Genomic DNA, 20,486 nt, shown 5'->3' on the forward strand with positions numbered 1-20,486 from the left:
GTATTCAGTCACAGTTTGCAGTTACAACACTGAAAACTGAGACTGCGACTGAAAACTAAATAAAAGTATGCAATATAAAATGTTAGTGCTCGACATGGATGATACCCTGTTGACAGACGATCATAAAATATCGGAATTAAATAAAAAAGTACTTCTTGAGGCTCAGAAAAAAGGTGTTTATGTGGTTTTGGCTTCCGGCCGCCCAACATCTGCCATGACAGCCTATGCTAAAGAACTGGAATTAGATTTGAATGATTCTTATATCATTTCCTTTAATGGTGCTATAATTAGTACAGTAAAAGATGATCTTGTTTTATTTGAACAAAAACTGACTGTAGAACAAATTCATGAACTATACGATTATAGTGTGAAAATGAAAACTCATATTATAACGTATCTGGATAACGAAATTATCAGTGAAACAGATTCTGAGTATATTGAAATCGAAAAAGAAATAACAGGACTAGCGCATATTAAAGTTCCAAGTTTTAAAGACGCCGTTTCTAAACCTGCGGTAAAATGTATATTATTGGCGGAGCCATCTTATTTAAAAGGACTAGAGCAGGATTTGAAACTAGCAATGCCTCATTTAAGTATAGCAATGTCAAAACCTTTTTTCCTGGAAGCAGCTCAATACGGAATCGATAAAGCAGCAAGTATAAAAATCTTAGCAGAGAAACTAAATATTCATCAAAGTGAGATTATTGCTGTCGGTAACGCAGGAAATGATTTAACCATGATCGAATATGCCGGTTTAGGAGTTTGGGTTGATAATGTAACGCCTGAATTGCGTGACAGGGCTAATGTAATTGTAGCGTCAAATAATGACAACGGTGTTGCCGAAGTTGTTCAGCGCTATATCTTAAATAATTTTGTTTGTGAAGAAGTCAATTGAAACGGAACGTCTGCTTTTGAGAGAACTGGAACTTTCTGATGTAGAAGGCATGTTTGAATTGGAATCTAACTCAAATGTTCATAGATATGTGGGTAATAAACCTATTAGCCATATTGAGGAAAGCCGGGCTTATATTGAGTCCGTTTATCAACAATATGCAACTTATGGAACAGGCCGTTGGGCTGTCATTCTAAAAGAAACCAATGAATTTTTAGGCTGGTCCGGAATAAAGTTTATTACAAATGAAATCAATAATCATAAAGAATTTTATGAAATTGGATATCGTTTTATAGAAAAACATTGGGGAAAAGGATATGCTACTGAAGCAGGGAAAGCTTTTATAGATTATGCTTTTAACGAATTGAAAGCTGATGTTCTTTATGCTTATGCAGATGCAGGAAATGAAAATTCAAGAAGAATCCTTGAAAAACTTGGTTTGAAATACATCAATTCGTTTGAATACCAAGAAGAAATAGAAGTTTGGTACGAATTGAAAAACCCAAATTTATTTTAAACCAGAGAAATGCGTCCCAAATCTTTGTAAACTTTCCTCATAAAGGTTTGCAAAGATTTGGAAAACAACTCGTAATTTTTATTCTCTGATTTTTTTGGTATTATTTTTTAGCTACAGAAACAAAATACTTATTTCCATCACCCATAGTTAATTTTACACGCTCGTCGCAAAGATCGATTGCAAAATTTACACTTTCGTAACAGCTGCAAGTTGTGTTTTTGTCTTTAGACATTTCAGTTTTACAGTTATTGTTTTTGAAAGTCGCCAATTGTGGTGTGTATAAGCTTACTAAATCTGTAGAAGCAGTAACTAGCGAAATAATACTTGCTGAATTATTGTTTGTAATTCTATAAACAATTCTATCAGTATAATTCACTTCATTTACAGTCACTTTGCGAATATAAGTATAAGCAGTTGAACCTTCACCTGGCTCTTTTACTTCAAATTTAAATCCAACCGCACGGATAGCAATATCAAATTGTGATTGAGAGTTTAAACTCGCCCAATTCGTTAAAGTGCTAATAGAAGGAAATGGATTTGTAGCAGCCGGAGTATTAGTTTGCGCTTGCGAACTAAAAACGGTTAAGAACATCAAGCAGATCGTGGGTAAAAATGCTTTCATATAGAATTTAATTTATAATTTTCGCCTACTCTTTCTGGTTTTCGGCCTGCCCATTTTTTATTATAACAAAACAACAACATAACGAGTAAAAAACAAAATTGTTATGTGTAATTTGTTTATAAAATAATTTAGTTGTTTTTGGTGAAGTGAAAATACTTCGAAAAATTTTCTAAACAAAGCTAAATGTAAGAAAATTTCAATTTAAATCGTAAAAAAATGTATTTAATCGATAATATTTGCATTTAATCGATATTTTGTCATTTTATTCTTATTGAAAATATTTTTTGTATTTCTAAAATAATCTTCTTTCCCAAATATACTTTGTTTGGATTACTGTTTTTTATGCTAAATCAAAATATATGTTTCGTGCAAAATATTGATATATAGTATATTATTGATTTTATTTTAAAGAATATTGTACGTAAATTTGCAAACTCTTCAAAAGAGTTATGTAAATATAATATCTTACTACTTAAAACGTAGTTTATTCCTATGGAAAATAGAAAAAAAGTTGCTTTTTATACGCTTGGTTGCAAACTGAATTTTTCAGAGACTTCTACAATCGCCAGAAACTTCAACGATGAAGGTTTTGATCGTGTCGATTTTGAAGAAGTTGCAGACATTTATGTTATCAATACCTGTTCGGTTACAGAGAATGCAGATAAACAATTTAAGCAGGTTGTGAAGAAAGCAATGAAGCTCAATGAAAAGGCTTTTGTGGCGGCTGTTGGTTGTTATGCACAATTGAAACCAGAAGAATTAGCGGCAGTTGATGGTGTTGATTTGGTTCTGGGGGCTACAGAGAAATTTAAAATTACCGATTATATACATGACTTAAGCAAAAATGATATGGGAGAAGTTCATTCCTGCGAAATTGCTGAAGCCGATTTTTATGTTGGAAGTTATTCTATTGGAGACAGAACCCGTGCTTTCCTTAAAGTTCAGGATGGTTGTGATTATAAATGTACTTATTGTACAATTCCATTAGCAAGAGGAATTTCACGAAGTGATGCTCTTGAAAATGTTTTGCAAAATGCTAAAGAAATTTCAGCTCAAAACATCAAAGAAATTGTTTTAACAGGAGTAAATATTGGAGATTACGGAAAAGGAGAATTCGGGAATAAAAAACACGAACATACTTTTCTTGATTTAGTTCAGGCTTTAGATAAGGTTGACGGAATTGAGCGTTTACGAATTTCATCAATCGAGCCTAATTTATTGAAAAACGAAACTATAGAGTTCGTTTCTAAAAGCCGCACTTTTGTACCACATTTTCATATTCCGCTACAATCAGGAAGCAATGATATTTTGAAATTGATGAAACGTCGTTACTTACGAGAAGTTTACACGGAACGTGTAAACAAAATTCGTGAAGTAATGCCGCACGCTTGTATTGGTGTTGATGTTATTGTTGGTTTTCCTGGAGAAACAGATGAGCACTTTTTAGAAACCTATCATTTCTTAAATGAAATGGATATCTCGTATTTACACGTTTTTACGTATTCCGAAAGAGACAATACGGAAGCCGCTAATATGACAGGTGTTGTTCCTGCAAATGTTCGTGCAAAACGAAGCAAAATGTTACGTGGCCTATCCGTTAAAAAACGTCGTGCTTTTTATGAAACTCAATTAGGAACGAACAGAACGGTTTTATTTGAAAGTGAAAATAAAGAAGGATACATTCATGGTTTCACAGAGAATTATGTAAAAGTAAAAACGCCCTGGAACCCAGAATTGATTAATACATTGCAAGAAATCAATTTGACAAAAATCGACGAAGACGGAAGTGTTCGTTTAGAGTTTTTAAATAAATTGGAGGAAGCTTAGCACATAGTTTGTCGAATGACAAAAAATAACAAAAGCCCTTTTTAAAAGGGCTTTTCTGTTTTATAAATAAATTCTACTTCTGATTGTCCGGAATTACCAATTTCAATGAATTGATGTAATCCGTATCAAATTCAATTACTCTGATTTTTTCGGGATTAAAACTCAATTCGCCTCCAAACTGACCTCTAGTGTCTAAGAAATCAATGGTAAGCTCTTCATCATTTAATTCAAGCAATTTTCCTAAATAAGCTGATTTAGCCGATTTTTTTGAAATCTGAAAAATGCCATATTTATTGGTTAAGAAATTTACAATCGTAGATAAATCTCTAATCGGGATAATATCTTCTGCATTTGTTTTTAAACCTTTTAAGCGGATTACTTTTTCAGTAAATGCAAGATCCTCATCTCTGTGGATGGCTTCTATGTTTTTATTTTTTAGAATCACAAAACCATCTAAAATATAATCAACCGGATTATTTCGAAGTAAAATCCAGTCATCAGAATAATCAATAAGGAATCCAGTAAAAATTTCTTTTTTATCTGTGAATTCTATTGCAATTAATTGTCTTAAATATTGTTCCATTTGTTAGTTTTATTTGTTTAAATTCCAATAATTAAATTCTAAATTCCAATTCGTGCGAGATGATTATTTTTAAAATTTCTAAAAGAAATTTCAACCCGCCATTGGAATTTGGAATTTAAAAGTTTGAAATTTAAATTTAAGGATTTGTAGACCAAATACTGCTGTTTTTGATGAAAACTCTACGGTTTAATTTAAGTTGAGCAATCAATAATTCTGCAATATCTTCAGATTGCATTACTTTCTCTGGATTACCGTCTGTTAAATTTAAATCTTTAGCCATATCGGTTGCGACGGTACTTGGGGTTAATGCTGAAACGCGAATATTGTGTTTTCTCATTTCCTGCATTAAAGAATCCGTCAATCCTAAAACGGCAAATTTTGAGGCGCTGTAAGCACTTGTTAATGCATTTCCGTTCAACCCTGCTGTTGATGAAATATTAATAATATCACCCGTTTGTCTTTCGATCATATTTGGAATAACAGCACGGGTTGTATAATAGGTTCCCATTAAGTTCACCTGAATGATTTTTTCCCATTCGGCTGGTTCTAATTCCATGAATTTTCCGAATGAAGCAATTCCGGCATTATTAATTAAAATATCTATTGTTTTAAATTTTGATAATGCTTTTTCTACCGCACTATTTATAGAATTAATATCTGAAACGTCTGCAGCCAACGCCAATGATTTTACGCCTAAATTCGATGCTTCATCTGCCAATTGATCAATATCGGTTTGGGTTCTTGAAACTAAAATTACGTTTACGCCTTCTTTTGCTAAGGCAAGTGCAATCGCTTTTCCAATTCCTTTTCCTGCTCCTGTAATTAGGGCATTTTTATTTTTTAAGTCTGTCATGGTAGTATTTTTAGAAATGCAGAAAGCATCATTTTAGTAACACAAAAATACAGTTTTTGCTTCCTAAAATAATGCTTTAAATGTTTTCTTAATCTAAGTTTAACAACTTTTTTATTCTTTCAGAACCATATCGATACACATTACAGCAGCTAAAATTAATTGTCTAAGCGGGCTATCCTGCGCTACAGTTTCTTCTATTTGAAGAACATAATTATCAGCGCTGGTAAAAAACTCTTTACCCATTCCTGCCCATTTTTTACTTACCTGAGCAAGCTGTTTATTTTCATGGCTGAATTTAAAATCCCAACCCGTCCATTTTCCTTGCAAAGTAGCAACTGGTCTTTCATTTTTATCTAAAATCTCAAATTTGCCTCCAATAGAAAAGAATTTTTGTTTGAATGTTCCAACCAGACGATCTTTCTCATCAAAAATTTCAACGGTAGAACGGAAGATTGCAACACCACGTTTTACAGCAATTATTTTTTCACCAGAAGCTGTTGTGATTTCAACATCAAAAGGAGTCATTCTTTTGTAATCTGTAAAGCGAAGCATTTTAGTGAAAAATCCCAGATTGTTTTCTCTGCAATTCATTATGATTTGATTGCTTTCGGGATTATAAATATCATAATTGTTAGCGGCCTTAAACATTCCAACGTGTTCTTTTACAAGAAATAAATTCTGATTTAAAATAGGGTTCATGAAATTTTGTTTGAAATTGATTTGTACTAGAATGACTTTTGAATGATTTTTCAAAAGGAATCCAAATGTAAATAAATATTGGTTAATAATCGAGATGAATTAGATGCTTAAATGAATTTTATTCGTCGTTATTGTTTTGATTGTATTTCTTTTTTGTTGTAATAATAATAACTCCGTTTCTGCCTTGATTTCCATAAATGGAAGTAGTTTGAGCATCTTTTAGAACTTTTATCTCTTGAATATCATTTGGATTGATTCTAGAAAACTGTTTAGAATTTATTACAACGCCATCCAAAATATATAAAGGTTCATTAATAAGAGATCTCGACGGAGCACAAATTATGATTCTGGTAGCTTTAGTTTCTTTAGAAATTGTATCAGGATTTATTTTCTCTTGTGCGTGAGTTATGAAACAAATAAGCATAGCAATGCCTAATGAAAGAATTTTTACATTTTTCATGAAAGTGATTTTTAAGATTGATGTTGGAATTAATCTTTGTCAAAGTCTGAAACTTTGACAAAGATTTCTAAGTAAGATTATTTTTTGTCGGCTGGCTTTCCGTTTTTGGTTGTAATAATTACAACTCCTTTTTTTCCTTTTTCGCCATATTTTGCAACAGCTTCCAAGTCTTGAAGAATAGTAATGGTTTTGATTTCCTGTTTGTTCAAAGGTGCATACGGACTCGTAGGATTATCTCCGAATAAATCATTTTCCGAATAATAAACACCATCAATAATATATAAAGGTTCGTCTAAAACTACTAACGATTCTACGTTTTCGGGTTGTAAGTTTGGAAGTTCGGCCTGCATCATTTCATCTCTTTTTGCATCGTTGCTATGAGACAATGCTTTTCCGTTTAAGATAACCAATGGCGTGCTTTTTTTAGCTCGTTCTGCTTGTTGTCCGGCAGCTTTTGCTGCAAAAGCTTCTCTTTCTACCTTTCTTGAATAACCAAAATCAGCAACTTTATCTTTTTCGACTGAACGTTCGTCCTCATTAATATAACCTGAAGAAACAGATTCTGAAATTGGTGCGCTTACTTCTTCATAAACAGGCGTAGAAGCTGTTCCTGAACCTACCGCTTCTGCAACTGAAATTTGTTCATTGTTGGCAACTGTAGTTTGCTGTTCTTTTATTTGTTTGTCTAAAATTTTGACTGCTTCAGCTTTCGGAACTAGTTTTGAATCTTCGACAGCAACTGCATCTTTCTTAATTTCTGCATTCTGAATTACTTCTTCATTCTTCTCATTTACTACAACTTTTGAAGCTGGAATTGTATTGTTTTGATCTGTTTTAAAAAATTGAGAACCTAGAGAAATTAATAATAAAAGAGAAGCTGCAATGGCAATTTTTTTCCATAATGAAATGGCTTTTTTATCTTCTTTTTTGTCCAGTTTCTCTTCAACGCGGGCCCAGACCTTGTCCATTCCCGGAAAGTCTTTTTGTTCCGAGTTGTGAGCGGCTTCTTTAAATTTATCGAATATTTTATCTTGATTGTCCATGACTACTTTGCTTTTTGATAATACAATTTGTTTACTAATTCCTTCAGCTTGGTTTTAGCTGCATTCAATTGTGATTTTGAGGTGCCTTCAGAAATATTCAGCATCGCTGCAATTTCTTTGTGCCCAAAACCTTCAATAACAAAAAGGTTAAAAACAGTTTTACAGCCGTCCGGAATATGGTTTAGTAAATTGAGTAAATCTTCTTCTTCCAGTGAGTTAATCTCATCTGTAAAAGGTTGTGACAGCAATTTGACATCATCAAGATACATATTGAAATTGGTGTTTTTCTTGATAGTTGCCAAACAGTGATTGACGGTTATTTTTCGCGCCCAGGCCTCAAAAGCTTTTGGTTCTTTAAGCTGATCCAGTTTAGTGAAAACAGTGTAGAAAGCATCGGCCATAGCTTCTTCAATTTCTTCTTCCTTTTTTAGGTACCGTTTGCAAACGCGATACAATTTTGGAGCCATATGTTCATACACCTGACGCTGGGCATCACGGTGCATTTTTTTGCAGTTAGAAATGATGGTTTCGTTTATCACAATTGTTGTCTTTATACTAAAGAGAGCTTAAAAATGAAAAAGGTTGGGAAGGCTATGAAAAAAATTTTAGAAATGGTGTTTATAATAGTTTATAAATTTTTAGTCTTTGTGTTTCTCTGTTATTTCTTTGTGAATTTCTGTGTTAAAGCTATTACACAAAGATTACAAATAATCCGCAAGATTGCACAAAATGAAATGTAATATTTATTTAATCGGCAAACTCAACTTAAAAATCTTAGTTTCCAACAATTCAGTATCATTATCCTCACAAAGCAAAAACTCAATTTTGTTGTTTTCTTTTTTAAAAAAAGTCAAACCTTCAAATTTATTAGTTGAGGTTATTTTTTGAGTGAAATCGATTTTCATGGTTTTAAGATCGATTCTTCCGATGAAACTTCCTAAAATTTCGCCGTCATCATAAGTCGATTTGGTATCTTCTGCGGTAGAAAGGAAATAGATTTTATCTTCAACTAAAATAGCATCGGTAAAACTGGAACGAACGCCTTTTATTTTTGGTAATTTATAATTGGTTGCTACCAAAGCAAATTCTTCACCCAGACTTTTGGCGTGAATCGTAAAAATGGTGTTTTTGTTGGATATTCCATTACCGCGGTTGAATAAATACCAGTTTTCGCCATCGAAAATAGCACCTTCCAAATTGAAATCTTCCGGTTTTATTTCACCGAAACTTTGCATTAAGGCATACAAATCGACTAAATCATTCTTCTGTAAAATGGTTTTCGACTTGATATCGAAGGCAATCATTTTGTTTCGGTTTATGGTGGAGCCGGAACCAAAAACATATAAAGTATCATTATGATGCGTTACCGATTCGAAATCGGGTTTTATGTTTTTGGGAATGTTTTGCGACGGATTGTCAATTAAAGGATGATGACTTAATTGTTGATTTTGCATATTGTATTCGTATAAAAATCCGCTATTATCGCCAATGATATAAAGTGAATTGTTATTGAAGAATAATCCTGATGCTGATCCGATTCCGATGATTTGAAATAATATTTCTAATGTGAATTTTTCCATGTATGTTGTTTTGAAAAAGAATGTCTAGCCCTGATAGAAATGAAAATACTTTGAAAAGAAATTGTATTTTTTACTGGCAGAACAAAGCGACCAACGGAAGCTCTTGGTATGGCTTGTAAAAAAATAATTTATTGAAAAAGTATTGCAATGAATAGCAGGAATATGCTTCGTAAAATTAGTATATTTATAATATAAAAATGGAAAAATATGAAATCGCCATATTAATAATTGTCTAAAAACAATAAGGCATAAAAGGCGATAACATATATGACCAATAAAAAATAAATTTAACATATATGAAATCGATAGATCCAAATGATTTTAAAGTTACAGATAAAATAAAGTTAGCCAAGATTTCGACTTTGCTCAATATTGAGGCCAATGACGATGAAAAAGAGGAAAAGCTGGATAAGGTTCAGAAGAAATTAAGCGATTTGCAGGACGTTATGTATTCGCATAATAAATATGGCGTTTTGATTTGCCTGCAGGGAATGGATACATCCGGGAAAGATAGTCTGATCAGGGAGGTTTTTAAGGAATTTAATGCGCGTGGGGTTGTGGTGCACAGTTTTAAAACACCCAATTCGACCGAATTGGAACATGATTATTTATGGCGTCATTACTTGGCACTTCCGGAAAAAGGAAAGTTTGCGATTTTTAACCGTACACATTACGAGAATGTTTTGGTAACCCGTGTACATCCGGAATTTATTCTCGCGGAAAATTTACCTGGAATTAATTCGGTTAAGGATATTACGCCAAAATTCTGGAAAAAAAGAATTGATCAAATTAATAATTTCGAAAAGCATATCGCTGAGAATGGAACAATTGTAATGAAGTTTTTTCTCCATTTAAGCAAAGAAGAGCAGAGACAACGTTTACTACGTCGTTTGGAAGAAGGAAAACACAACTGGAAATTCTCTCCCGGAGATCTAAAAGAACGCGAACACTGGGATGAATATCAAAAATATTATGAAGAGGCTATTAACAGAACTTCGACTGAACATGCGCCGTGGTATATCGTTCCTGCTGATGATAAAGAAATGGCGCGATATATAGTTGCTAAAATTATTTGGGAAGAAATGCAAAAACATACCGATATTAAAGAACCAGAGTTAGACGATAAGATTAAAGCCAATATCGAATTGTACAAAAAGGAGTTAGGTGGTTAATTAGATAATTAGAAAATGTGTCAATTAGATAATTTTTTGATCATATTAAACCCGATTGGTTTTTAAGAACTTGTCGGGTTTGTTTTTTGCAGATGTTTTTTTAAAACTACTAATTGCTTTAAACAACAAAACCCGACAGACTATGAGGATCTGTCGGGTTCATACCAAAAACAAAAGAATAAATGAACGTATTTTTATAAATCAAATCCGTAGGCAAGACGTAAGGCCACCTGATTGGTTTTGAATTTGTTGTAGTCCTCGTAGCGGACACTGATATCGATATATTTGTTAGCGTACCCAATTCCTGGCGCCCATAAAAAAGTCGTGTCGTCATATCCGTTTGTAACGGCAAAACCAGCACCAACTTCACCTAAAACATAGAATTGATCTTCCCAAATGAAGGCTTTAAAACCTGCTTTTGCAGGAATAAATCCAAGATCTTTTTGATCAACTCCACTGTCATCTTTTCCCATAAATAAGTTTGTAAAACCTGTGGTCAATGTCAATGATGTTCTTTTAGACAAATCATATTGTAAACGAACATCTCCACCAAGAGACCAATCGTAAGCATTGTCAGTTGGTAAACCTCCGTTTAAACCAAATCCCAATCTAAAACCTTGATCATAATTTTTAATTTCACCTTCAGTTGTTGCAGTTGCAGTATCTTGAGCGAAAGTTGTGTTGGCAGATAAAAAAGCTATAGCAGCTAGGCAGATAAATTTCAGATTTCTTGAGATCATAAGGTATTTTTTTTAAATTATTAATGATGTAAAAGTAGTAGTGAGGTGTTTTGGGATCGTTATATAATTTTCTAAAATTGTTATATAATTTCAAAATCGGTTTGGTTTTTTGTTTTAAAAGTTTTGGAATTTGTCCCGAGACTTCAGGATTGCAATTTTAATATTGTCTTATCTTTTTTAATAATATCACAGAATCCAAAGCTTCTGATTATCTTTGCCGACTTAAAAAGAATAGAATTGAACTTAGCAGTATACAAAGGAGTTTTCGTATAACTTAAAGTTAGCTTATCCTGATTTCCCGATTTCGCATTATTTGGCAGAATATATGCCATGGAAAGCAGAAGGCTTATGGATTGGACTTTTAGCAGGATTAACTTAAGCAGCTGTATTTCTGTATATTCGTTTTCAATACTTAACCAAAAAATTAATTAATAATTCAGTTTCAAATAGTTAAATTTGAAGCATATAAAACAATAATAAAATGGAATTACCTAAATTTTTACTTGGAGACAATACTGACTTTCCAGATGATATTTTTATCGTTCACCTTGACTACCCAAGATTTATAATCAATTTAAAAGATGATGAGGTTGAATTTTTAGAAGAAGCAGAAGATCTTGATGAAGCTGAATTAAATGCAGAAATGGAAGGCCTGATCGAAAAAGCAAATGAATTTTATGACAGAGAAATAAATCGTTACGAGGAGTAGAGACGCACTGCTGTGCGTTTCTACTTAATTTTTTTAAGTTATTTTTTACGTTCTAAATCTTTCTAATGAAAAAATTAAGTTTTTTAAAACCCATTTTCAATTTTATAGCAATCGGATTGCTAATTACTACTTTAAGCCGAATATTTTTATTTTTTCTTTTTAAAGACAGAGTTGTCGAAACACCAAATTTCTGGTACATCTTCCCAATCGGTCTTCGAATGGATTTGATTTTACTATGTTATTTGTCTTTTCTGCCGGCTGTTTTAATTACTTTTTTACCGAATAAGTGGTTGAAGTTTACTAATAAGTTTTTAGTAATTTATAGTTTCTTATTCCTGTTTCTGATTTTATTTGTGGAATTAGCTTCGCCGGATTTTGTAAAACAATACGATACGCGTCCGAATAAAATTTTCTTAGATTATCTAATTTACCCTAAGGAAGTTGCCGGAATGCTTTTAAAAAGCTACCTGACTTCGATTATAGTTACTTTCCTAATTTTAGGAGGGGTTATCTATTTTGCTTTCAAAAATGGGAAAAAATATTTCTATACTTCACTTGCTGATTATAAATTCAAATTAATGATTTTTCCATTAGTTGCTTTTTTATTGTTTTTTGGAGCGCGTTCAAGTCTGACTTCAAAGCGTCCAATTAATGCCAGTAATGCTGTTTTCTCAACAGATCAGTTAACAAATACTTTAGGGTTAAATTCATTTTATACCGTTGCATTTGCTGCGTATTCCATTAAAAATGAAGGAAACACCAAGATGTACGGAAAAATGGATGAAGCTGAAGCAATCGCGCGTGTAAAGAAATACATGATTGCCGGTCCAAATGATTTTACCGATGCAGATATTCCATTTCTGCATGTACAACAACCAGACTCTGTTAAGAAGAAACCTTATAATTTGGTTATTTTTTTACAAGAAAGTCTTGGTGCAGAATATGTTGGGATTTTAGGTGGAAAACCATTGACACCTGAATTTGATAAATTGTCAAAAGAAGGCTTATTGTTTACCAATCTATATTGTACAGGAACAAGAAGCGTACGTGGAATTGAAGCGGTTGTAACCGGATTCTTGCCTTCACCTTCAGAAAGTGTCGTAAAATTAGGAAACTCACAACAAGGTTTTTTCACACTTGCTGATGCCTTGAAACAAAAAGGATATGACACTAGTTTTATTTACGGTGGAATGGCGAATTTTGATAATATGGCTTCATTTTTCAACGGAAATGGTTTTCAGGATATTGTAGATCAGGAAGATTTTGAATCAGATGGAAAAAAATATGCTTTTAAAGGGACCTGGGGTTATTCAGATGAAGATTTGGTTACTAAAGCAAATAATTATTTTAAGGCAAAAGGAGATAAACCTTTCTTCTCATTAATGTTCTCGACTTCAAATCACGAACCTTTTGAATATCCTGCAGGAAGAATCAAACCTTTTGATAAGAAACCTGCAACTGTAAATAATGCCATGAAATATGCCGATTTCTCCATTGGAAAATTCTTCGAAATGGCTAAAAAAGAAGCGTATTTTAAAAACACTATATTCATTGTTATTGCTGATCATAACACAAGAACATACGGTAAAAATTTAGTGCCAATTAATAAATTCCATATTCCGGCTTTAATAATGGGACCAGGAGTGAAGAAAGGTACAGTTTATCGCAATTTGGCAAGCCAGATTGATATTCCGCCAACCTTATTAGGTTATTTAGGAATTCCTTTTGAAACTCCAATGGTTGGTAGAAACTTAAATAAGTTAGATGCCAAAACGCAAGGAAGATCAATCATGCAGTTTAATGATATCAATGCATTCAGAGTCGAAAATCAGGTTGTAATTATGCAGCCTAATTTGAAACCATTGCAATTTGAAATCAAAAATGATACTACTTTAATTCCGGTTAAATTAAATGAAGAATTAGCGAAAGATGCTTTGGCGCATGTGATTACAGCAGGAAATTTATATAAAGAGAATAAGTATAAATTGAGAGGAACAAAATAGGTTCATAGCAACAAAGGAACAAAGGTTCAAAGAAACAGAGTGTAAAACCCTTTGTCGCTTTGAACCTTTGCTACTTCGAACCTTTATTAAAATACATTTTCAACAAAAGCTGGGCAGCTGCAAAAGGTGAAATCTCATCATTTTGCACTGCTTTTTTGTTTTCTTCTAATTGCGAAATAATTTCAGGCTGATTGTAGAAATTTAATTTCAATTGTTCATTAATAGTTTCCATCATCCAAAAATGATTCTGTTCTTTTCGCTTTTCAGAAAAGAAACCAGTTTCATTTGTCATTTGAACATAATCAGAAATGGTATTCCAGATATCTGAAATGCCTTCTTTGGTGATAGCGCTGCAAGTGGTAACCTTTGGCTGCCAGTTTGATTTTTTGGGAGGAAATAAATGCAAAGCTCTGTTGAATTCCAATTTCGCCTGATTAGCCTTTTTAATATTGTCGCCATCTGCTTTGTTGATGACAATAGCATCGGCCATTTCCATGATACCACGTTTAATACCCTGAAGTTCATCTCCGGCACCAGAAATTTTTAGTAATAAGAAAAAATCCACCATACTGTGAACAGCAGTTTCGCTTTGACCAACGCCAACGGTTTCAATAATGATGGTATCATAACCAGCGGCTTCACACAAAATAATCGCTTCACGGGTTTTTCTCGCCACACCGCCTAAAGTATCTCCGGAAGCACTTGGTCTGATAAAAGCATTTTCGTCTTTTACCAATTCTTCCATTCGGGTTTTATCCCCTAAAATACTCCCATGCGAAAGTGAACTACTAGGATCGACAGCCAAGACAGCTACCTTTTTTCCAAGTTGCGTTAAAAACGTTCCAAAAACTTCAATAAAAGTACTTTTTCCAACGCCGGGAACACCTGTAATTCCAATGCGGATGGATTTATTGGCATGTGGCAAACATCCTTTAATAACTTCATTTGCTTTTTCAGCATGTTCAGGATTGGTACTTTCTGCCAAAGTTATGGCACGACTTAAGGCAGTTGTGTTTCCCTCCAGGATTCCTGTAATTAATTCTTCTGAAGAAGGTTGCTTTCGCCTGTTTTTCTGAATTTGACTAATAGCCGATACATTGATAATTTCAGGAGGTGAAATACCGGCTTTTTCTTGTAAACTGCTGGATTGTTTTTTTGGACTTGACAAAATACATTTTTTGGTATTGTAAAAGTACAGAAAACAAAAACAGTTTCAAAAAGTTAGTTTGCCACGAATTACACGAATTTACACGAATTTGTTATTCTGTTTTTGTCATCCTGACGAAGGAAGGATCACACACGGAACTCCTCATAGAAAGTCGCCAATCTTTGTAGAGCTTCTAGTGTGGTCCTTCCTTCGTCAGGATGACAAACAGTACCTATTTTTACTAAAAAACTAGTGAAAATTCGTGTAATTGGTGGCAAACAAAAAAATTAATACCCAGCAGTAAATCGAACTTGATGGTGTTTTGGAGTTTCGGCTTCATCAGCAATTACAACAGCCAGATCTTCTACAGATAAAATACTTCTTTGTTCGTCATTGAATACTGGGTTTTCTAATCCTAAACGGTATTTCCCGGTTCTTCCTGTTGTCGTTCCGGCGTGCATTTCGAATGCCGGACTAAAAAAGGCCCAATCCAATTCTTTTTCTTCCTTAATAATATTCAGGTAATCACGTGCAGCAGTCGCAGCAACATAATATTCTTTCGGAAAATCGGGTGTATCTACAGCTTGTAAATCGGGTGCGACAAATAAACTTCCGCCACCTCCGATAACAATAAAACGTTTTACTCCTGATTTTTTTACTGCTTCCTGAACAGATTTTGAACCAGCAATAAAATCGTCATAAATGTTTGGATTGGTCCATCCGGCGTTGTAAGCACTAATGATAAGATCATTTCCTTTTAATATTTCGGCTAATGCATCTGAATTAAAAATATCTGCAGTTACCCAATTCACATTTGCAGTTTCTTTCGGATTTCTTGCAATAGCAGTAATTTCGTGATTTCTGCTTGTTAATTCATTTAAAATGGCTGATCCAACAAATCCTGTTGCTCCAATAAGTGCGATTTTCATAATATATAATTTTAATTAGTAATAAAAAATGTTACAGTTTTGTGTAAAAAAATAGCTTAGAACTGATTCGAAAAATCTTCTAAAGAAATTCCTTCTAGTTGCAAACTAACTTTCTGATTCATATCCGCATATAAAGCGGCTAAATTTTGATTGATTTTTTTTCCAACCGGACAATCCGGATTCGGCTGATTTTTAGCATATCCCAGATTAATGGTTTCAAAAGTCATTTCGAATATCTCTTTTAATGAAATATTCGACGGATCTATAGCTAATTTTGTTCCGCCATTTTTACCTTCTTTGCTTTCTACAATATGATGTGCTTTTAAATTGGCAATTTCTTTCCGCACCAAAACAGGATTCAGGTTAATACTTCCCGCAATATATTCAGATGATAAATAATCATTTGGATATTTGGTGAGCAAAGTAAGAATGTGAATCGTTATGGCAAATTTACCTGAAATCATACTGTAATAAAATATGTTACAAATGTAAAGTGTTTTATTGAACAAAAAAAATATTTTGACGGTTTTTTAGTTCCTGGTCATTAGCTCTTAGTAATTAGTTTTGGTGGATAAGTAATTGTCTGGGGATTTTAGTGAAATTATCTTTAAAAAATGACTAGACTAATTACTAACGACTAAGCACTAATTACTAAATTATAAATCCTTATTTTTGCGATCAACCTACGATATGAACAACTTTATTCAGATATTCTTCTTCTTGTTTTTAGGATTGCTTTTGCAAAATGTAAAGCGGTTTCCAACCCATATCTACAAGACCATCAATAAAATTGTCATTTATATATGCTTACCGGCCATTACTTTATACCATATCCCAAAAATAAAATGGAACAATGATTTATTGTTTCCAATAGGAGCGGGCTGGATTAGTTTTTTCCTGGCATTTGTTTTCTTTCATTTTTTAGGGCGACGATTGGGCTGGTCAAATAAACTTATTGGTTGTTTAGTGCTGACAGCAGGATTGAGTAATTCCTCTTTTTTAGGTTATCCTATAGTAGAAGCTTTATTTGGGAAAAAAGGTTTAGAAACCGCTATTTTGGTGGATCAGCCAGGCACTTTTGTTGTCGTTTCAACTTTAGGTGTGTTTGTAGCGGCTTTTTACTCAAAAGGAAGTCCGGATGCGTGGAGTATTATTAAAAAAGTACTTTTCTTTCCACCTTTCATAACGTTTGTGGTAGCCTGCTCTTTGAATGTTTCTCAATATGATTTAGACTTAGATCTTCAATCTGTTTTATTGAAAGTGGGAAGTTTGGTTACGCCACTAGCTTTGTTTTCTGTCGGATTGCAATTAAATTTTGATAGAAAAAGTCAGCATTGGCGGTTTTTGCGATTAGGGCTTTTTTTCAGACTGATCGTGACACCATTCATTATTATGGTTTTATATGTTTTCATTTTCAATCAACATTCGGAAGCAATTAAAATTACTATAATAGAAATCGCAATGGCACCAATGATTACAGGCGCAATATTAGCTTCGACCTATGGTTTAAAACCAAAATTAAGCAGCATGATGATTGGTTTCGGAATCCCGATATCTTTTATAACCCTCGCGATCTGGTACTTTATTGTTGGTTTTATATAGGATATTTTGACCCATTTTAATAGTTTAGAATAAAATTGATAGAAAAAGTAGAGTTTAGTTTTTTTAATTATATTTTTTAGTAATTTTAGAGGAACTAAAAAAATATAATTATGTCAACATTAAGATTAGGCGATATAGCTCCGGATTTTCATGCAGAAACCACTGAAGGACCAATCAATTTTCACGAATGGTTAGGAGATTCCTGGGGAGTTTTATTTTCGCATCCATCAGATTTTACTCCAGTTTGTACAACAGAATTGGGAACAGTAGCCAATTATCTTCCGGAATTTACAAAAAGAAATACAAAGGTTATCGCTTTGAGTGTTGATGGTTTAGAGTCACACAAAGAGTGGATTAAAGACATTAACGAAACTCAAAATACAACAGTAAATTTCCCGATCATTGCAGATGAAGATAAAAAGATAGCCACTTTATATGATATGCTGCATCCAAATGCAAGCGATAAATTTACGGTGCGTTCTGTTTTTGTAATCGGTGCCGATAAAAAAATCAAACTGACTTTAACGTATCCGGCTTCAACAGGAAGAAATTTTGACGAATTGCTTCGTGTTATTGATAGTTTGCAATTAACAGCAAATTACAGCGTAGCAACTCCGGCAAACTGGAAAGACGGCGAAGATGTAGTAATTACTCCGGCAGTTCCAGATAGTGATATTCCGGCTAAATTCCCAAAAGGGCACACGCCAATAAAACCCTATTTGCGTATGACACCGCAACCGAATAAATAAAAGGTGCTAAGATACTGAGGTTCTGAGGGACTAAGATTTTATGGTTTTCAAAGAGTAAAAACTCAGAACCTCAGAATCTTAGTCCCTTAGAACCTTTTTCCTAAGTTCTCTTCATCAACTCACTCATTCTTTTTTTATCTCCTACAACCCAGATAATATCATTTTTTCCTAATACGATATTGGATTCCGGATTTAAGATTCGGTTTCCGTTTCTTTCAATTCCAACAACCATTCCACCCGTTTTTCCTCTAAACTGACCAATACTTTTATCAATAAATTCTTCTTGTGAAACTTCCAATTGACGTAATACAATTTGAGATTCCTCAACGGATGCAGGCGCTTCAACCTCGTTTTGATTTAAATATTTAGTAAATTCAGTAACTTGTGCATCCGTACCAATTACACACACTTCATCACCAGGAAATAAACGTTCATTTTTAGTCGGAATAGAAATCATGACATCACCTCGTTTTATATAGGCAATATTAATTCCCATTTGCTCACGAATGCGCAATTCTTCCAGCGTTTTTCCAGCCAAATTGGATTCTTTGCCAATATCAAAAAACGACATGTGACCGTCCCATGGCATCAGGTTGGCGTAACGTCTGTCTATTTTTTTATTTTCACGATCGTTGAGGTTTTTTAAGAAGTGGCTTTCAATTCGATGATATTGTTCATTTAGTTTTTTAGGGAATATTTGGTATACCGCAATCGCAATTATCAAGGCAACAAAAGCAACTAATGGTGAGAAGAAAATATTCAGTAAGAATCCAATGAAAAATAATCCTAAACTCATTCTGATCAAAATCATCATCAACAGCGCGCCACGGTATTTACGTTCTTCCCAAAGTAATTCTACTTCTTCGTCAGCAATGCGTCGCAGTGAGAGAGCCCATAGAAAAGGAGCAATAATAATTAATGTGATAAGGGCTGCCAATGTATTTCCAAATCGGGTGTCTGCCACTAAAGGTGCTACAAATTTGGATGATAATAGAATGACGGCTGCAATTATAGCCGTGTGTAAAACGATTTGTATAATGTAAGCATTTAGCACTTTTTGCCAAATACTAACTGATTTTATAGCTTGCGCATTGACACTATAACGGTTAATGTTTTTGACCCATTTTCGTGGTAATTTACGTTCCAGAAAATTTGAAAAAGGAACTGCATATTTCACCATAAAGGGAGTTGTAAACGTTGTTATGGCAGAAACCGCTACCACAACCGGATATAAAAACGAACTAGTAACATTCAATGTCATTCCTAAGGTGGCAATGATAAATGAGAACTCTCCAATTTGAGACAAACTCATTCCCGTTTGTACAGATTGTTTCAGAGGCTGTCCGGCGAGCAGAGCTCCAATGGTGGAACTTACAGATTGACCAATAATGGTAACAAGTGTTAAAATAGCAACCGGAAGCGCATGTGTATAAAGCATTTTAGGGTCAATTAACATTCCCACAGATACAAAGAATATCGCCCCGAATAAATCTTTTACAGGTTTAATTAAATGTTCAATATGTTCCGCCTGGGTAGTTTCTGCAATAATAGAACCCATTATAAAAGCGCCTAAAGCAGGTGAAAATCCAACATTGGCAGCAAAACTAACCATCATTAAACATAAGGCTAATGAAACAATTAATAGCATTTCATCTGTTAACAAATGCTTTGTTTTTTTAAGAAGGGTAGGGATAAAAAAGATTCCGCCTAAAAACCAAACGGTTAAAAAGAAAACCAATTTTAATACCGACATCATCAGCTCGCTTCCTGAGAATTGCTGACTTACTGCAATAGTCGAAAGTAAAACCATCATTAAAATGGCCACAATATCCTGAACAATAAGTGATCCGATAACAATTCCGGCAAACTTTTGCGCCTTAACGCCCAATTCATCAAAGGTTTTTAAAATAATAGTAGTAGAGGAGATCGATAAAATAACACCAAGAAAAATACTATCCATAGAAGCCCATCCCATCCATTGCCCGACCAGATAACCAATAATGACCATGGTGATAATTTGGGTAATAGCGGTAATAGAAGCCGTACCGCCAACTTTCATTAATTTCTTAAAGCTAAATTCGAGTCCCAAACTAAACAATAAAATGATGACACCAATTTCGGCCCAAACTTCCACACTTTTCATTTCGGTGATAGAGGGAAAAAAATCAAAATGATTTCCTGCTAAAAACCCAGCAATCAAATACCCTAAAACCAAAGGCTGTTTCATTTTTTTAAAAAGTAATACAGCAATTCCGGCAGTGATCAGGATCAATCCCAAGTCACTAATTAAAGGTCTCAAATGGTGTGTAGTTTCTGCAGCAGCGTATAAGGAAATCATAAAGTGGTATTTTTTGTTCAG

Annotated in this window: 21 protein-coding genes and 1 pseudogene; 9 read left to right on the top strand and 13 right to left on the bottom strand. The window is 33.7% G+C overall.

Features of this window, described 5'->3' with window-relative positions; all coding sequences use genetic code 11:
- Positions 1-67: 67 nt before the first annotated feature.
- Together AC6CH4_RS24120 and AC6CH4_RS24125 are read left to right on the top strand one after the other, a co-directional pair.
- On the top strand, positions 68-895 hold the full coding sequence (locus AC6CH4_RS24120; RefSeq protein ID WP_498107561.1) for a Cof-type HAD-IIB family hydrolase: 828 nt from the start codon (positions 68-70) through the stop codon (positions 893-895).
- Complete coding sequence (locus tag AC6CH4_RS24125) at positions 879-1,409, top strand: GNAT family N-acetyltransferase (protein ID WP_498107563.1); 531 nt, start codon at positions 879-881, stop codon at positions 1,407-1,409. Before AC6CH4_RS24120 ends, AC6CH4_RS24125 begins: the two co-directional genes overlap by 17 nt.
- A gap of 100 nt (positions 1,410-1,509) precedes the next feature.
- Here AC6CH4_RS24125 and AC6CH4_RS24130 read toward each other — a convergent pair whose 3' ends face one another.
- On the bottom strand, positions 1,510-2,031 hold the full coding sequence (locus tag AC6CH4_RS24130; RefSeq protein WP_498107565.1) for a hypothetical protein: 522 nt from the start codon (positions 2,029-2,031) through the stop codon (positions 1,510-1,512).
- Positions 2,032-2,523: 492 nt separating this feature from the next.
- Between AC6CH4_RS24130 and mtaB the strand changes: the two genes are divergently transcribed.
- Positions 2,524-3,858: a tRNA (N(6)-L-threonylcarbamoyladenosine(37)-C(2))-methylthiotransferase MtaB gene (mtaB, locus tag AC6CH4_RS24135; RefSeq protein WP_498107567.1), complete on the top strand. Its 1,335-nt coding sequence runs from the start codon at positions 2,524-2,526 to the stop codon at positions 3,856-3,858.
- Between the two features lie 73 nt (positions 3,859-3,931).
- Here mtaB and AC6CH4_RS24140 read toward each other — a convergent pair whose 3' ends face one another.
- From AC6CH4_RS24140 to AC6CH4_RS24170, 7 genes are all read right to left on the bottom strand, one after another.
- Complete coding sequence (locus tag AC6CH4_RS24140; protein ID WP_498107569.1) at positions 3,932-4,441, bottom strand: hypothetical protein; 510 nt, start codon at positions 4,439-4,441, stop codon at positions 3,932-3,934.
- A 136-nt stretch (positions 4,442-4,577) separates the two neighbouring features.
- Positions 4,578-5,294 carry a 3-ketoacyl-ACP reductase gene (locus AC6CH4_RS24145; protein WP_498107571.1) on the bottom strand — a complete coding sequence of 239 codons (717 nt, stop codon included), beginning with the start codon at positions 5,292-5,294 and terminating at the stop codon, positions 4,578-4,580.
- Between the two features lie 111 nt (positions 5,295-5,405).
- Positions 5,406-5,993: an LURP-one-related family protein gene (locus AC6CH4_RS24150; RefSeq protein ID WP_498107573.1), complete on the bottom strand. Its 588-nt coding sequence runs from the start codon at positions 5,991-5,993 to the stop codon at positions 5,406-5,408.
- 118 nt (positions 5,994-6,111) lie between these two features.
- Positions 6,112-6,453 (bottom strand): TonB-dependent receptor plug domain-containing protein, encoded by a 342-nt coding sequence (locus AC6CH4_RS24155; RefSeq protein WP_498107575.1) that lies wholly within the window; start codon positions 6,451-6,453, stop codon positions 6,112-6,114.
- A 77-nt stretch (positions 6,454-6,530) separates the two neighbouring features.
- Positions 6,531-7,496, bottom strand: a complete 966-nt coding sequence (locus AC6CH4_RS24160; RefSeq protein WP_498107577.1) for a hypothetical protein — start codon at positions 7,494-7,496, stop codon at positions 6,531-6,533.
- Between the two features lie 2 nt (positions 7,497-7,498).
- Positions 7,499-7,999 carry an RNA polymerase sigma factor gene (locus AC6CH4_RS24165; RefSeq protein ID WP_498107639.1) on the bottom strand — a complete coding sequence of 167 codons (501 nt, stop codon included), beginning with the start codon at positions 7,997-7,999 and terminating at the stop codon, positions 7,499-7,501.
- A 240-nt stretch (positions 8,000-8,239) separates the two neighbouring features.
- On the bottom strand, positions 8,240-9,076 hold the full coding sequence (locus AC6CH4_RS24170) for a DUF6929 family protein (RefSeq protein ID WP_498107579.1): 837 nt from the start codon (positions 9,074-9,076) through the stop codon (positions 8,240-8,242).
- 296 nt (positions 9,077-9,372) lie between these two features.
- Here AC6CH4_RS24170 and AC6CH4_RS24175 point away from each other — a divergent pair, with 296 nt between their 5' ends.
- Positions 9,373-10,248: a PPK2 family polyphosphate kinase gene (locus AC6CH4_RS24175; protein ID WP_498107581.1), complete on the top strand. Its 876-nt coding sequence runs from the start codon at positions 9,373-9,375 to the stop codon at positions 10,246-10,248.
- 194 nt (positions 10,249-10,442) lie between these two features.
- Here the strand turns inward: AC6CH4_RS24175 and AC6CH4_RS24180 are convergent, their stop codons facing one another.
- Positions 10,443-10,988, bottom strand: a complete 546-nt coding sequence (locus AC6CH4_RS24180) for a hypothetical protein (RefSeq protein ID WP_498107583.1) — start codon at positions 10,986-10,988, stop codon at positions 10,443-10,445.
- A gap of 295 nt (positions 10,989-11,283) precedes the next feature.
- Between AC6CH4_RS24180 and AC6CH4_RS24185 the strand changes: the two are divergent.
- The 3 genes and pseudogenes from AC6CH4_RS24185 to AC6CH4_RS24195 form a co-directional block, all read left to right on the top strand.
- Positions 11,284-11,442: pseudogene (locus AC6CH4_RS24185) on the top strand (MATE family efflux transporter); the annotation flags it as partial.
- Positions 11,443-11,469: 27 nt separating this feature from the next.
- On the top strand, positions 11,470-11,697 hold the full coding sequence (locus AC6CH4_RS24190) for a DUF8828 family protein (protein ID WP_056196313.1): 228 nt from the start codon (positions 11,470-11,472) through the stop codon (positions 11,695-11,697).
- A 65-nt stretch (positions 11,698-11,762) separates the two neighbouring features.
- Complete coding sequence (locus tag AC6CH4_RS24195) at positions 11,763-13,700, top strand: LTA synthase family protein (protein ID WP_498107585.1); 1,938 nt, start codon at positions 11,763-11,765, stop codon at positions 13,698-13,700.
- A 70-nt stretch (positions 13,701-13,770) separates the two neighbouring features.
- Here AC6CH4_RS24195 and meaB read toward each other — a convergent pair whose 3' ends face one another.
- The 3 genes from meaB to AC6CH4_RS24210 form a co-directional block, all read right to left on the bottom strand.
- The gene (meaB, locus tag AC6CH4_RS24200; protein ID WP_498107587.1) at positions 13,771-14,868 is read right to left on the bottom strand and encodes a methylmalonyl Co-A mutase-associated GTPase MeaB; all 1,098 of its coding nucleotides are present in this window, start codon (positions 14,866-14,868) and stop codon (positions 13,771-13,773) included.
- Between the two features lie 266 nt (positions 14,869-15,134).
- Positions 15,135-15,776 carry an NAD(P)-dependent oxidoreductase gene (locus AC6CH4_RS24205; protein WP_498107589.1) on the bottom strand — a complete coding sequence of 214 codons (642 nt, stop codon included), beginning with the start codon at positions 15,774-15,776 and terminating at the stop codon, positions 15,135-15,137.
- A gap of 56 nt (positions 15,777-15,832) precedes the next feature.
- Positions 15,833-16,240 (bottom strand): RrF2 family transcriptional regulator, encoded by a 408-nt coding sequence (locus tag AC6CH4_RS24210; RefSeq protein WP_498107591.1) that lies wholly within the window; start codon positions 16,238-16,240, stop codon positions 15,833-15,835.
- Positions 16,241-16,448: 208 nt separating this feature from the next.
- Between AC6CH4_RS24210 and AC6CH4_RS24215 the strand changes: the two genes are divergently transcribed.
- Positions 16,449-17,378 (top strand): AEC family transporter, encoded by a 930-nt coding sequence (locus tag AC6CH4_RS24215; protein WP_498107593.1) that lies wholly within the window; start codon positions 16,449-16,451, stop codon positions 17,376-17,378.
- A gap of 110 nt (positions 17,379-17,488) precedes the next feature.
- Positions 17,489-18,127: a peroxiredoxin gene (locus AC6CH4_RS24220; protein ID WP_026984920.1), complete on the top strand. Its 639-nt coding sequence runs from the start codon at positions 17,489-17,491 to the stop codon at positions 18,125-18,127.
- A gap of 100 nt (positions 18,128-18,227) precedes the next feature.
- On the opposite strand, the gene AC6CH4_RS24225 is transcribed toward AC6CH4_RS24220, so the two are convergent.
- Positions 18,228-20,465: a cation:proton antiporter gene (locus AC6CH4_RS24225; protein ID WP_498107595.1), complete on the bottom strand. Its 2,238-nt coding sequence runs from the start codon at positions 20,463-20,465 to the stop codon at positions 18,228-18,230.
- Positions 20,466-20,486: the final 21 nt, after the last annotated feature.

This window comes from Flavobacterium sp. GQ95 (assembly GCF_059758655.1).

Coding starts and splice junctions, on each gene's coding strand:
- AC6CH4_RS24210 (WP_498107591.1), bottom strand. CDS start 16,240: ATGATTTCAGGTAAATTTGCCATAACGATTCACATTCTTACTTTGCTC.
- AC6CH4_RS24180 (WP_498107583.1), bottom strand. CDS start 10,988: ATGATCTCAAGAAATCTGAAATTTATCTGCCTAGCTGCTATAGCTTTT.
- AC6CH4_RS24220 (WP_026984920.1), top strand. CDS start 17,489: ATGTCAACATTAAGATTAGGCGATATAGCTCCGGATTTTCATGCAGAA.
- AC6CH4_RS24225 (WP_498107595.1), bottom strand. CDS start 20,465: ATGATTTCCTTATACGCTGCTGCAGAAACTACACACCATTTGAGACCT.
- AC6CH4_RS24145 (WP_498107571.1), bottom strand. CDS start 5,294: ATGACAGACTTAAAAAATAAAAATGCCCTAATTACAGGAGCAGGAAAA.
- AC6CH4_RS24170 (WP_498107579.1), bottom strand. CDS start 9,076: ATGGAAAAATTCACATTAGAAATATTATTTCAAATCATCGGAATCGGA.
- AC6CH4_RS24165 (WP_498107639.1), bottom strand. CDS start 7,999: ATGCACCGTGATGCCCAGCGTCAGGTGTATGAACATATGGCTCCAAAA.
- AC6CH4_RS24205 (WP_498107589.1), bottom strand. CDS start 15,776: ATGAAAATCGCACTTATTGGAGCAACAGGATTTGTTGGATCAGCCATT.
- AC6CH4_RS24160 (WP_498107577.1), bottom strand. CDS start 7,496: ATGGACAATCAAGATAAAATATTCGATAAATTTAAAGAAGCCGCTCAC.
- AC6CH4_RS24175 (WP_498107581.1), top strand. CDS start 9,373: ATGAAATCGATAGATCCAAATGATTTTAAAGTTACAGATAAAATAAAG.
- AC6CH4_RS24190 (WP_056196313.1), top strand. CDS start 11,470: ATGGAATTACCTAAATTTTTACTTGGAGACAATACTGACTTTCCAGAT.
- AC6CH4_RS24195 (WP_498107585.1), top strand. CDS start 11,763: ATGAAAAAATTAAGTTTTTTAAAACCCATTTTCAATTTTATAGCAATC.
- mtaB (WP_498107567.1), top strand. CDS start 2,524: ATGGAAAATAGAAAAAAAGTTGCTTTTTATACGCTTGGTTGCAAACTG.
- AC6CH4_RS24120 (WP_498107561.1), top strand. CDS start 68: ATGCAATATAAAATGTTAGTGCTCGACATGGATGATACCCTGTTGACA.
- AC6CH4_RS24155 (WP_498107575.1), bottom strand. CDS start 6,453: ATGAAAAATGTAAAAATTCTTTCATTAGGCATTGCTATGCTTATTTGT.
- AC6CH4_RS24150 (WP_498107573.1), bottom strand. CDS start 5,993: ATGAACCCTATTTTAAATCAGAATTTATTTCTTGTAAAAGAACACGTT.
- AC6CH4_RS24140 (WP_498107569.1), bottom strand. CDS start 4,441: ATGGAACAATATTTAAGACAATTAATTGCAATAGAATTCACAGATAAA.
- AC6CH4_RS24130 (WP_498107565.1), bottom strand. CDS start 2,031: ATGAAAGCATTTTTACCCACGATCTGCTTGATGTTCTTAACCGTTTTT.